The 10,842-nt window shown below is 40.1% G+C and carries 14 protein-coding genes, 2 pseudogenes and 1 other annotated feature; of the genes and pseudogenes, 5 read left to right on the top strand and 11 right to left on the bottom strand.

What is annotated here, in order from left to right:
* Positions 1-13 precede the first annotated feature (13 nt).
* Positions 14-922 (bottom strand): LysR family transcriptional regulator, encoded by a 909-nt coding sequence (locus GMD1S_RS05600; protein ID WP_001025716.1) that lies wholly within the window; start codon positions 920-922, stop codon positions 14-16.
* Here GMD1S_RS05600 and GMD1S_RS12550 point away from each other — a divergent pair.
* Positions 915-989 (top strand): annotated as a pseudogene (locus tag GMD1S_RS12550) (AraC family transcriptional regulator); the annotation flags it as partial. The gene GMD1S_RS05600 and the pseudogene GMD1S_RS12550 sit on opposite strands and share 8 nt — an antisense overlap.
* 166 nt (positions 990-1,155) lie before the next feature.
* Here GMD1S_RS12550 and rpmA read toward each other — a convergent pair.
* The 4 genes from rpmA to GMD1S_RS05580 all read right to left on the bottom strand — a co-directional run bounded on the left by rpmA (position 1,156) and on the right by GMD1S_RS05580 (position 3,013).
* The gene (gene rpmA / locus GMD1S_RS05595; RefSeq protein ID WP_000916509.1) at positions 1,156-1,449 is read right to left on the bottom strand and encodes a 50S ribosomal protein L27; all 294 of its coding nucleotides are present in this window, start codon (positions 1,447-1,449) and stop codon (positions 1,156-1,158) included.
* A gap of 16 nt (positions 1,450-1,465) precedes the next feature.
* Positions 1,466-1,810 (bottom strand): ribosomal-processing cysteine protease Prp, encoded by a 345-nt coding sequence (locus tag GMD1S_RS05590; RefSeq protein ID WP_000613704.1) that lies wholly within the window; start codon positions 1,808-1,810, stop codon positions 1,466-1,468.
* A gap of 15 nt (positions 1,811-1,825) precedes the next feature.
* Positions 1,826-2,140 carry a 50S ribosomal protein L21 gene (gene rplU / locus GMD1S_RS05585; protein ID WP_000109137.1) on the bottom strand — a complete coding sequence of 105 codons (315 nt, stop codon included), beginning with the start codon at positions 2,138-2,140 and terminating at the stop codon, positions 1,826-1,828.
* 34 nt (positions 2,141-2,174) lie between these two features.
* Positions 2,175-2,263, bottom strand: a sequence feature (ribosomal protein L21 leader region).
* 54 nt (positions 2,264-2,317) lie between these two features.
* Positions 2,318-3,013: a YoaK family protein gene (locus GMD1S_RS05580; RefSeq protein ID WP_001238360.1), complete on the bottom strand. Its 696-nt coding sequence runs from the start codon at positions 3,011-3,013 to the stop codon at positions 2,318-2,320.
* 155 nt (positions 3,014-3,168) lie between these two features.
* On the opposite strand from GMD1S_RS05580, the gene GMD1S_RS05575 reads away from it, so the two are divergent.
* Both GMD1S_RS05575 and GMD1S_RS05570 read left to right on the top strand, forming a co-directional pair.
* On the top strand, positions 3,169-4,146 hold the full coding sequence (locus GMD1S_RS05575) for a Gfo/Idh/MocA family protein (protein ID WP_000915852.1): 978 nt from the start codon (positions 3,169-3,171) through the stop codon (positions 4,144-4,146).
* Positions 4,143-5,225, top strand: a complete 1,083-nt coding sequence (locus GMD1S_RS05570) for a DEAD/DEAH box helicase (protein WP_000850559.1) — start codon at positions 4,143-4,145, stop codon at positions 5,223-5,225. The genes GMD1S_RS05575 and GMD1S_RS05570 overlap by 4 nt, the downstream gene beginning before the upstream one ends.
* Before the next feature lie 24 nt (positions 5,226-5,249).
* Here GMD1S_RS05570 and GMD1S_RS05565 read toward each other — a convergent pair whose 3' ends face one another.
* Complete coding sequence (locus GMD1S_RS05565) at positions 5,250-5,627, bottom strand: DUF1934 domain-containing protein (RefSeq protein WP_008279073.1); 378 nt, start codon at positions 5,625-5,627, stop codon at positions 5,250-5,252.
* Positions 5,628-5,698: 71 nt separating this feature from the next.
* Here GMD1S_RS05565 and GMD1S_RS05560 point away from each other — a divergent pair, with 71 nt between their 5' ends.
* A complete protein-coding gene (locus tag GMD1S_RS05560; protein WP_001003532.1) occupies positions 5,699-7,006 on the top strand; it encodes an HD domain-containing protein in 1,308 nt (435 codons plus the stop codon).
* Positions 7,007-7,015: 9 nt separating this feature from the next.
* On the top strand, positions 7,016-7,822 hold the full coding sequence (gene yidA / locus GMD1S_RS05555) for a sugar-phosphatase (RefSeq protein ID WP_000023482.1): 807 nt from the start codon (positions 7,016-7,018) through the stop codon (positions 7,820-7,822).
* A 100-nt stretch (positions 7,823-7,922) separates the two neighbouring features.
* Here yidA and GMD1S_RS05550 read toward each other — a convergent pair whose 3' ends face one another.
* The 5 genes and pseudogenes from GMD1S_RS05550 to GMD1S_RS05530 all read right to left on the bottom strand — a co-directional run.
* Entirely contained in the window at positions 7,923-8,399 is a 477-nt protein-coding gene (locus tag GMD1S_RS05550; RefSeq protein WP_000958200.1) for an Imm6 family immunity protein, read from the bottom strand.
* A gap of 32 nt (positions 8,400-8,431) precedes the next feature.
* Positions 8,432-8,926, bottom strand: a complete 495-nt coding sequence (locus GMD1S_RS05545) for an Imm6 family immunity protein (protein WP_000999424.1) — start codon at positions 8,924-8,926, stop codon at positions 8,432-8,434.
* A gap of 56 nt (positions 8,927-8,982) precedes the next feature.
* Positions 8,983-9,309: a hypothetical protein gene (locus tag GMD1S_RS05540; protein ID WP_000879673.1), complete on the bottom strand. Its 327-nt coding sequence runs from the start codon at positions 9,307-9,309 to the stop codon at positions 8,983-8,985.
* A gap of 155 nt (positions 9,310-9,464) precedes the next feature.
* Positions 9,465-10,418 (bottom strand): hypothetical protein, encoded by a 954-nt coding sequence (locus GMD1S_RS05535; protein ID WP_000920280.1) that lies wholly within the window; start codon positions 10,416-10,418, stop codon positions 9,465-9,467.
* A gap of 91 nt (positions 10,419-10,509) precedes the next feature.
* Positions 10,510-10,842: pseudogene (locus GMD1S_RS05530) on the bottom strand (hypothetical protein); the annotation flags it as partial.

Genomic DNA, 10,842 nt, shown 5'->3' with positions numbered 1-10,842 from the left:
ATTCCTCTTTTTTTCATGATTTCCTCTTTTGATCAAAATATTCTTGCATAACCTCAACGAAAAGAGTACCAGCTTGGCTAAGCTCCACTTCTTCCCGTTTGACATAGACCATGTGGTTATCTAGATTATCCTTGAGACGAATGACTGTGATCCCATTAACACTGTCACTATCTAAAAACCCAGATCCAGTTGCGTAAGCATCCGTCCGCTCCAAAATACCATTCAAAGTAGCACGGTCGGTCACATTGAACATCTGGGAGCTCGCGCTGGTGTCGACAAAGTTCTCTGAATAGTATAGATACTCATCCTTTTCCTGAGTAAAACGAACTGTTGGTAAATCCGCTAAATCCTCCATGACCAATTCCTCTTTCTGTGCTAAAGGATGCCCTTCACGAAGATAAATGTGAGTCTGGAAAGGAATTAGTTCAATAACTTCTAAACCAAGCTTTTCAACCCGTTGCATGATGCCCTTTTTATTTTGATTGTTGAGGTAGATAATCCCAATCTCACTATGTCCTTGAGCCACTTCGTCTAAAATTTGAACTGTGGTAGACTCAAAAATACGAAAGTTCTTGTAGTCAGGATAACGTTCCGAAAAGGCCGTAATCGTTGGTGGCAAGAAGTCATAGTGCTGGCTGGCAATGGAAAATTCATCCTTTTCTTCCTCAGGATTGGCATATTGATTTTGAAAAACATCAAATCCTTTGACCAATTCCTGCGCTTTCTCATAAAATTCCATACCACGACGGGTCAAAAAAGTCCCCGAACTCGTCCGACGGAAAATCTTAAAACCCAGCTCTTTTTCCAAATCGCGCACAGAAATAGACAGACTTGGCTGACTAACATACATCTTTTCAGCAGCTTCACGGAAAGTACCACTATTGGCAATGGCCACAACATAGCGTAATTGTTGAATGTTCATCTTTTACCCCCAACTTCTCTATCTGTTCATTATACCATATTTCAGAACTTTTCCAAAAAAGAAAAAAGTGTCCATCGCAAGTTTAAATCTAACTATTCTCTATTAAATTCAAAATGTGTATCAAAACAAAAAAATAGGCTCTCCGAAAACTCGGAAAGCCTTATTTTATGCTACTTCTAGCTTCCTCGCCTTTTCATTTCAAGGCTCGGGATAAAAAGGTTCACTGGACCTTTTTATTTAGCGATTGGGTAAACAGAAACTTGTTTTTTATCGCGACCTTTACGTTCAAAGCGTACTACGCCTTCAACTTTAGCGAACAAAGTATCGTCTCCACCACGTCCAACGTTTACACCTGGATAGATGTGTGTACCACGTTGACGGTAAAGGATTGATCCACCTGTTACAGTTTGTCCGTCAGCTGCTTTAGCTCCAAGACGTTTTGCTTGTGAATCGCGTCCGTTTGATGTAGAACCTCCACCTTTTTTGTGGGCGAAAAGTTGCAAGTTGTTAAGAGTCATTTTTAACATAATGTTTTCCTCCGTGTTAGTTTTCTGTGATAACTCTGGTTTGGACGAACTCAGAAGAGTTCTCCGATAAGTTTGCCATACCTAAGAAAAATGATTCGAAGAATAACTGCGTCATTTCTCTCTGGTGTGAAGGAAGATCCGCTGGTATATCAACCTTTAGATAGCCACCTTCATCTTCGTTTAATTCTAAGATTGGTTCGTAGCCTGCAAATTTCTCAATGGAATTGACAAAGTTAATGGCAAGCGTAGAAACCGATGCACACACGACATCTAAGCCGTATTCGCCACTTTCGGCGTGTCCAGTAATTTCCGCACTCCTCAGCTCGCCATCTTCGGCTCTCTCAAAGACTGCTTGTATCATGTGTTCTCCTTAAAATTAAGCGTTGATTGCGTTGATGACAACTTTTGTATATGGTTGACGGTGACCTTGTTTACGGTGGCTACCTTTTTTAGGTTTGTACTTGTAAGTAACAACTTTCTTTTGTTTTCCTTGTTTTTCAACAGTTCCAACTACAGTAGCTCCAGCAACAAGTGGAGTTCCGACAACAGTGTTTTCACCACCAACAAGAACAACTTCGTTAAAAGTAACTTCTTGACCAGCTTCAACGTTCAATTTTTCAACGTAGATTGCTTGACCAACTTCAACTTTAACTTGTTTTCCGCCAGTTTTGATAATTGCGTATGTGCTCATTATGCACCTCCTATGATTTTTAGGGTTTCCCCGTATTTTTGTGAAGACTCGCCTAGCATCGTGGGACGAACCACTTTATACTCACTATGTGAGCAAACGATGTTCGTGCGGTTGCACAGGACTGTGCATAGTCAACTCTTCAAGTATAGCATATCTTCTTTTTTCTTACAAGCGAAATCAATCAAATTTAAGCTTTTTCTTTCCTTTTTTTCTCCAAGAAGCAAAAAGCATACTGAAGTAAAAGATACTCATCATAAGAGGAACACCTAGAATTGTCTTCTCCTGATAGTAAATCGTCAAATAAGCTGAAAAAACAACTCCGAAGACAAAACTGCTAAGCAAGCTAACAAAAATCAATCCCTCTCGTAGGAAAGGCGTATGCTTGGTCCGGAAATAATCTCCAAAAGCCAACATGGTACGTTTGATATTCCCTGTCATAAAAGCATTATTATAGGCAATCCCTGACACTTCTCCAAAGGCTGTTGTCACCAGTCCCATACAAAAGGCTAAGGGCGGTACGAGATAGATATTATCAACCGATTGCGGCACAAAGCCTATAATTAGGGACAGGACTGCAAGAGGAATCAAGGACAAAATCGGCTTTTTAACAATTCGAAGTTTTTCCTTATATAATGTCAGAAAAAAGACACCCATCATAAAGGACAACAAGGTCATTACTTTGGCACTGGCATCCGAGACATTCTGCTGAATGAGTCCTACAGAAAGAAAAACCACATTCCCAGTTTGTCCAGCCACAAGGGTGTTCCCTCGCACGATAAAAGTATAAGCATCGACATATCCTGCACAAAAAGTCAAAAAAAGCGCTAGTCGCTTAGACTGACGTGATATTTTTCTTATTGGTAATAATCTCATTTTCTCCCCCTTTTCATTTCATCTACCTATCTAAATATTGTACCACTTTCTCTAAGAAATGCGTACTCCATTTGAAAATTTTTACCATCTGTTGGATAGTCCTTCTTTTCTATGTTATAATGAAGGAAGGATTTGAAGTCGGAAAAGGAGTATTTATGCTTAAATTAGGTATCATCGGAACAGGGGCTATCAGCCATCATTTCATAGAAGCAGCCCATGCTAGCGGAGAATACCAGCTGGTTGCAGTCTATTCTAGAAAACGAGAAACTGCCGCAACCTTTGCTTCTCGCTATGAAAATATCCAACTCTTTGATCAATTAGAAGACTTCTTTAAGTCTTCCTTTGATGTAGTCTATATCGCCAGTCCAAACTCCTTGCATTTTGTTCAAGCCAGGGCTGCCTTGTCTGCTGGTAAGCACGTCATTCTTGAAAAGCCAGCTGTCACTCAGCCACAAGAATGGCTGAATTTGAGACAGACAGCTAAGAAAAATCACTGTTTTATCTTTGAGGCAGCTCGTAATTACCACGAGGAAGCCTTTACCACTATCAAGAATTTTTTGGCAGACAAGCAAATTTGGGGAGCAGATTTCAACTATGCCAAGTATTCTTCCAAGATGCCTGACTTATTGGCTGGACAGACGCCAAATGTCTTTTCAGATCGTTTTGCTGGTGGAGCCCTTATGGATTTGGGGATTTATCCTCTCTACGCTGCCATTCGCCTCTTTGGAAAGGCTCAAGACGCGATTTATCAAGCTCAACAGCTTGACAATAGCATTGACCTGAATGGAGACGGTATCCTCTTCTACCCTGACTTTCAAGTTCATATCAAAGCTGGGAAAAACATCACTTCCAATCTTCCTTGTGAGATTTACACAGCAGATGGAACCTTGACCCTTAACACGATTGAACATGTCCGCTCAGCTATTTTTAGCGACCACCAAGGAAATCAAGTTCAACTCCCTATCCAACAGGCTCCTCATACGATGACTGAGGAAGTTGCTGCGTTTGCTCAGATGATCCAGCAACCAGACCAGACGATCTACCAGACTTGGCTGGATGATGCAAGCTCTATTCATGAGCTACTATATACTATGCGCCAGACTGCTGGCATTAGATTTGAGGCAGAAAAATGAAAACCAAACTACCGACTGAATGGCAGGAATTGAGTGACCAACTCGGTTTCCAGGAATTTACTCCCATTCAAATTCAACTATTTGAACCCATCCTTGCTGGAGAAAACATACTGGGAGTGAGCCCAACAGGAACTGGTAAGACGCTAGCTTATTTACTCCCAAGTCTTCTCAGACTACAAAAGAAAAAAGCCCAACAACTCTTGATCCTAGCACCAAATACAGAACTTGCTGGACAGATTTTTGACGTGTGTAAAACGTGGGCGGAAGCCATCGGTTTGACCGCTCAGCTCTTCTTATCAGGTTCGAGTCAGAAACGCCAGATTGAACGACTCAAAAAAGGACCAGAAATTCTGATTGGAACACCTGGCCGTATCTTTGAGTTGATTAAATTGAAAAAAATCAAGATGATGAATGTGGAAACCATCATCCTGGATGAATTTGACCAATTACTCGATGATTCTCAGATTCACTTTGTTGAGAAAATTACTCACTACGCACCTCGTGACCACCAACTCGTCTACATGAGTGCGACGACCAAGTTTGACCAAGAGAAGATTGCACCAAACACGCGCACCATTGATCTCTCTGATCAAAAACTGGACAACATCCAACACTTCTATATGCAGGTAGACCAACGTCACCGTGTGGATATGCTACGAAAACTAGCTCATGTTGAGGATTTCCGCGGACTAGTTTTCTTTAATAGCCTGTCAGATCTTGGAAGTGCGGAGGAAAAACTACAGTATCGGGATATCTTAGCTGTTTCCCTCGCTAGCGATGTCAATGTGAAATATCGAAAAGTCATCTTAGAAAAGTTTAAAGATAAGCAACTAACCCTGCTCCTTGCAACTGACCTTCTGGCTCGTGGAATTGATATAGATAGCCTAGAATGTGTCGTAAACTTCGACGTCCCTAGAGATATGGAAACTTACACCCACCGCGCTGGCCGTACAGGTCGCATGGGTAAAGAGGGCTATGTTATTACTCTCGTAACCCATCCTGAAGAACTTAAAAAACTCAAGAAATTCGCAAGTGTGCGTGAAATTGTTCTAAAAAATCAAGAACTCTATATCAAATAAGGTTGGCATTCGCCAACCTTTTTCTTATTCCCAAGTAATTTCTAATTGATAGCTGGCAAAGGAGTGTCCCTCTTGATTTTGCAGTTGATAGGCGAGCTCAATCTTTTGCCCATCCAGTTCATAGTGATTCGTTTGAATGATAAACTCCTGCATCCCCATTGGAGTCGGAATATAGGCTAAACTATCACTATCCTTTAGAAATCTCATAATAGTCTTCGGATTGGAAAAACGGGTCATCACCAGTTCTTGACCATGAAACTTGAGAACCACTTTTTCTTTTTCCTCATTATAAAAAAGCAGATAGCTATAATCCCCTTTTTCACGCACTTCAACGTCATAAAGCTGGTCAATCACTTCCAACTGCTCATCAAACTGAATCCTATTTCGCATCCGAATCTTCACATCAAATCCTCTTTCATGTCTCTTGTCCTACTATTTTACCAAAAAGAGCAGGATTTTGCTATAATGGTCATATGAATGAAAAAGTATTCCGTGACCCAGTTCACAACTACATCCACGTCAATAATCAGGTCATATACGACTTGATCAATACAAAAGAATTTCAACGTCTTCGCCGTATCAAACAGCTAGGGACTTCCAGTTATACCTTCCATGGTGGGGAGCACAGTCGCTTTTCCCACTGTTTGGGGGTCTATGAGATTGCACGACGCATCACAGAGATTTTTGAAGAAAAATATCCTAAAGAATGGGATCCTGCTGAGTCTCTCTTGACTATGACCGCTGCACTCCTTCATGACCTTGGGCATGGTGCTTACTCGCATACTTTTGAACATCTCTTTGATACAGACCACGAAGCCATCACTCAGGAAATTATCCAAAGTCCTGAGACAGAGATTCACCAAGTCCTGCTACAAGTAGCGCCAGACTTTCCTGAAAAAGTGGCTAGTGTCATCGACCATACCTACCCTAACAAACAGGTCGTACAGCTCATTTCCAGTCAGATTGATGCAGACCGCATGGACTATCTCTTGCGCGACTCTTATTTTACAGGAGCATCTTATGGGGAATTTGACCTGACTCGCATCCTTCGAGTCATTCGTCCAGTCGAAAATGGTATCGCCTTTCAGCGCAATGGCATGCACGCCATCGAAGACTATGTTCTCAGTCGCTACCAGATGTATATGCAGGTTTATTTCCACCCAGCAACACGGGCCATGGAGGTTCTCCTACAAAATCTCCTCAAACGCGCCAAGGAACTCTATCCTGAAGACAAGGACTTCTTTGCACGCACTTCTCCACATTTGCTACCTTTTTTTGAAAAGAAAGTTACTCTATCTGACTATCTGGCACTTGATGACGGCGTGATGAATACCTACTTCCAACTCTGGATGACCAGTCCTGACAAGATACTAGCCGACTTGTCACAACGTTTTGTCAACCGCAAGGTCTTTAAATCCATTACTTTTTCAGAAAAAGACCAAGACCAACTCGCAACCATGAGACAGCTGGTTGAAGAAATCGGCTTTGATCCAGACTACTATACTGCTATTCATAAGAACTTTGACCTCCCTTATGATATCTATCGTCCCGAATCTGAAAATCCACGGACACAGATTGAGATTCTACAGAAAAATGGTGAACTGGCAGAACTCTCTAGCCTGTCTCCTATCGTCCAATCTCTTGCTGGCAGCCGCCACGGAGACAATCGTTTCTATTTTCCAAAAGAAATGTTGGACCAAAACAGCATCTTCGCAAGCGTTACCCAGCAATTTTTACACTTGATTGAGAACGATCATTTTACCCCAAATAAGAACGAATAGAGGAAATTTATGAGTATTAAACTAATCGCCGTCGATATCGATGGTACCCTGGTTAACAGTAAAAAGGAAATCACTCCGGAAGTCTTTTCTGCCATCCAAGATGCCAAAGAAGCTGGTGTCAAAGTCGTAATTGCAACGGGTCGTCCTATCGCAGGTGTTGCCAAACTTCTGGACGACTTGCAATTGAGAGACGAGGGTGACTATGTCGTAACCTTCAATGGTGCCCTTGTTCAAGAAACTGCTACTGCCCATGAGATTATCAGCGAATCCTTGACCTATGAGGATTATCTGGATATGGAATTTCTCAGTCGCAAGCTCGGTGTCCACATGCACGCTATTACCAAGGACGGTATCTATACTGCCAATCGCAATATCGGAAAGTACACGGTGCACGAATCAACCCTCGTCAGCATGCCCATCTTCTACCGCACCCCTGAAGAAATGGCTGACAAGGAAATCGTCAAGTGTATGTTTATCGATGAACCGGAAATTCTCGATGCTGCGATTGAAAAGATACCAGCAGAATTTTACGAGCGCTACTCCATCAACAAATCTGCTCCTTTCTACCTCGAACTCCTTAAAAAGAATATAGACAAGGGTTCAGCTATTACCCATCTAGCTGAAAAACTCGGATTGACCAAAGATGAAACCATGGCGATCGGTGACGAAGAGAATGACCGCGCCATGCTGGAAGTCGTTGGCAACCCCGTTGTCATGGAAAATGGAAATCCAGAACTCAAAAAAATCGCCAAATACATCACCAAAACAAACGACGAATCCGGCGTCGCCCATGCTATCCGTACGTGGGTACTGTAAAATGCTTAAGGATAGAAAATAAACGACACCCCAAAAGTAGAGATGAGACTCTAACTTCTGGGGTGTTCTTTTTGATTTTTCGCCAAACCTTCTAATCAAATCATCTAAATAATCCCAGTCTATCTAGTTCTTTTAGGGCGGATTCTCTTGATGGGTATGGATTTCTATTGATGAAAATTTTTACTGTTTCGACGTGATGATAAAGATCCATGCTGATTTCTTTTAAATTATCAATAAAGACATCAAGTAGTTCTGGTTCAATGTTCTCTAAGGGAGAAGGAAGCTCTTTCTTATTTTCAAACTCAAAAGCTTCTTTAGCAGTCACACCTATTACATAACTAATGTTGTCCCACAAGAGACCATTCGCTTCATTTTCATCTAATTGCATGTAGATAAATATTCCACTGAAGTCTGTCCCATCATCTAAAAGGCGATAAAGTTCCTCTCCCCTTTTATCTCTATTCTCCAAAAAACTCCAACATGCATCCAAGGCGGTTCGAATATGTGAAGTATATTCTGTTTCCATACGATTCGCAATTGCCTCAGCAAAAATCAACATAAAATAACTAGTAAGCATATCCTCTCCTGATCTATGCTTGAACGAATGGCCTATTCGTTCTCATCAGATAAAAATAGTGGTCCAAAGTAGTTTTTAACGAGATCATCCTTTAGATATCCTTCTAATTCTGGTCCAGTTATTTGTGAAATAAGTTCCCTATTTTCAGCTAGAATTTGTTTGTAACTTAAGGAAAGAACCTCAAGTATGTCCTCGTCGACACTTTCAATCGTTTGTGGTAGGTAGATTTCTTCCGAAGCAATATATGAATAGTGACAAACTAAAACAAAGAAATTAGCGATACAGTTCCATACTAGTGGATTGGTTTTCTTATCCAATACCTGAAATGTCAAGATATCCTGCTCGTCTATATTTTCCAGTCGATTATATAAAATATCTGGGCAAAAATCACTCTCTTTATCAAGCTCCTGTTTTGAAAGTTTTAAGGAATCAAGGACAAACTCCTGATATTCTTTCTCACTGATAAGATCTACAAGACCGTACATCAACTCCTGTAAGAAGCGCAATAAATTTCTATTATCATTCATCAGTTTTCCTTCTATTACTAAAAACTAACTTGGTGATCCACTGAAAAACGTGGCACTCACTCTTCCTCTTCAAACATCAGAGCATCCAGTTCTTCTCTCTCTGCCGCAATCTCTTCAAAAGTAGAAATAAGATTATTTACTATTTCTAAGGTGATAATACCAGTCGAATCCCTCATCGTAACCTTGGTCCCAATAGCACTCAACTCACGGATGAGTTCTCTAACCTTTTTCAATTCATCCAAATCTAACATGTCTACTTCTATCACCGTGTCATGATCTTTGATTCTGGATTGGATTAAAGAAAAAGGCAAGGATGAATGGTTTCTTAACAACTTATAGGTCCCTGACTTGTCACCTATAGAATCAATAAAAATAGCTAGCATCGTTTTTACTCCTTTATACTTGAAAACATCAGTATCCCATGTCTACAAGGAAAAGATATAAGCTTGAATCTCCTCTATCATGCATCGATTTGTCGTTCTTACTCTTATGGCTTGAAGCCATAAAGATAAAGCAAGCATAATAGCTTGCTTGAAAGTTAAGGAATTAAAAATTGATTTTCATAATCTTTTGGGAGTTCATAAGATATTTCTCCATTACTATTACCAAATCGACTTTGATTAAAAATTGGAAATAGCTTGGAGTCGTACACAGTTTTTATAACAAAACGTTCTCTTTCAAAACTAATAGTTGCAGCTACTGAGGGATCCTTAAAAACTGATTGTTCCCCTTGGGAATGCAAGCGAACGTTTATAGTAGCTACTTCTTCAGGATATTTCTCAAATCTAACATCAAAACTAATGTCGCTACCTGTCGAAGGAATGTACATTTGATATTCACTTACACTGATACTTTGAATCTTTCCTAATTTCTGTTCCAATTCTGGGTCGTTTCTATACAGGTCTGTTTGGATAGCTAGTTTGAAATTTTCCTCATGTTCTTGTAGCCATCTGTTAAGATTACGAATCATAATTTCTTTTTCAACTTGCCTGGAGGCATCCTTGCTCTTGCGATCAAGTTTATTCATAGTTTCAGTCAATTTATCTTGCTCTCGCTTCCAATCCCACGAGGGGTCACTTGATACCTCTACTACTGATAAGTACCATCTCCTCATAGTTTCAGGAGATTTATAAGGATTGGGTTTTATAAATGTAAAAGGACCTATACCAGCATCAGGAAAGTATAATTCTACTTTCATTGACTGCTTGCGATTATTATTAGCATAGGCTGTAAAGGAAATATGATAATTTCCACCTACATCTCCACCATTATCAAAGCCTCCCCTCGCAGAACCTGGTAAAAGCGTCACTGACTTTATATATTGCCCTTGACTGTCTATGTCTGCAATAATTTCGCTTTTGATAGAATCCGCATGATCATGAATAAACTTACCAGTGTTCCCAATCGGTATCCTAATTAACAAATATGACAAACCAATAATAATAAAGGGAACGGAAATTGCAAGGAATATCCACTTGTTCGATTTTAACATAATATCTCCTGATGCTCATTAAAAATCAGTTATAAAACAGCTTTTATAGTGCTTTACCTTTCAACCCGACGGTTCCTTTTTTCAATTTCATTCATTGATTATCCTCCCGTTGTTTAAATATAGTTAAATCTATTTGAACAGCCTCATCCCTAGATTCCATTAGTATTGAAATTCCATAGATTGTTCCACTAGAGTACCTTACTCTGATTCTACAGGTTGTATCCTCTGGCATATCGTACTTATTTTTAAGATATTTATAGAGGTCAGAATGATTTTCTGGTTCATAGATAATATCACGAAGCTCTGTTTCTGCACTCTTAAAGGTTTCTTTTATATTCAAGGAAGCGAAATAATCTCTTTGTACTACCAAATTAAGAATTTCTTCATCATATAAAGGAGTTACCTCCGACCCATAATTTAACTT

Source organism: Streptococcus sp. GMD1S (assembly GCF_000296875.1).
GTDB lineage: Bacteria > Bacillota > Bacilli > Lactobacillales > Streptococcaceae > Streptococcus.
The sequence above is the reverse complement of the archived record's forward strand: the minus strand, read 5'-3'. Positions and strand labels throughout refer to the sequence as shown.

Excerpts from the sequence above, each read along its gene's own strand:
- GMD1S_RS05590 (WP_000613704.1), bottom strand. The coding sequence starts at position 1,810 with ATGATACAAGCAGTCTTTGAGAGAGCCGAAGATGGCGAGCTGAGGAGT.
- GMD1S_RS05580 (WP_001238360.1), bottom strand. The coding sequence starts at position 3,013 with ATGAGATTATTACCAATAAGAAAAATATCACGTCAGTCTAAGCGACTA.
- GMD1S_RS05535 (WP_000920280.1), bottom strand. The coding sequence starts at position 10,418 with ATGTTAAAATCGAACAAGTGGATATTCCTTGCAATTTCCGTTCCCTTT.
- GMD1S_RS05560 (WP_001003532.1), top strand. The coding sequence starts at position 5,699 with ATGAATGAAAAAGTATTCCGTGACCCAGTTCACAACTACATCCACGTC.
- rpmA (WP_000916509.1), bottom strand. The coding sequence starts at position 1,449 with ATGTTAAAAATGACTCTTAACAACTTGCAACTTTTCGCCCACAAAAAA.
- GMD1S_RS05570 (WP_000850559.1), top strand. The coding sequence starts at position 4,143 with ATGAAAACCAAACTACCGACTGAATGGCAGGAATTGAGTGACCAACTC.
- GMD1S_RS05575 (WP_000915852.1), top strand. The coding sequence starts at position 3,169 with ATGCTTAAATTAGGTATCATCGGAACAGGGGCTATCAGCCATCATTTC.
- GMD1S_RS05550 (WP_000958200.1), bottom strand. The coding sequence starts at position 8,399 with ATGCTTACTAGTTATTTTATGTTGATTTTTGCTGAGGCAATTGCGAAT.
- rplU (WP_000109137.1), bottom strand. The coding sequence starts at position 2,140 with ATGAGCACATACGCAATTATCAAAACTGGCGGAAAACAAGTTAAAGTT.
- GMD1S_RS05545 (WP_000999424.1), bottom strand. The coding sequence starts at position 8,926 with ATGAATGATAATAGAAATTTATTGCGCTTCTTACAGGAGTTGATGTAC.
- GMD1S_RS05540 (WP_000879673.1), bottom strand. The coding sequence starts at position 9,309 with ATGCTAGCTATTTTTATTGATTCTATAGGTGACAAGTCAGGGACCTAT.
- GMD1S_RS05600 (WP_001025716.1), bottom strand. The coding sequence starts at position 922 with ATGAACATTCAACAATTACGCTATGTTGTGGCCATTGCCAATAGTGGT.
- yidA (WP_000023482.1), top strand. The coding sequence starts at position 7,016 with ATGAGTATTAAACTAATCGCCGTCGATATCGATGGTACCCTGGTTAAC.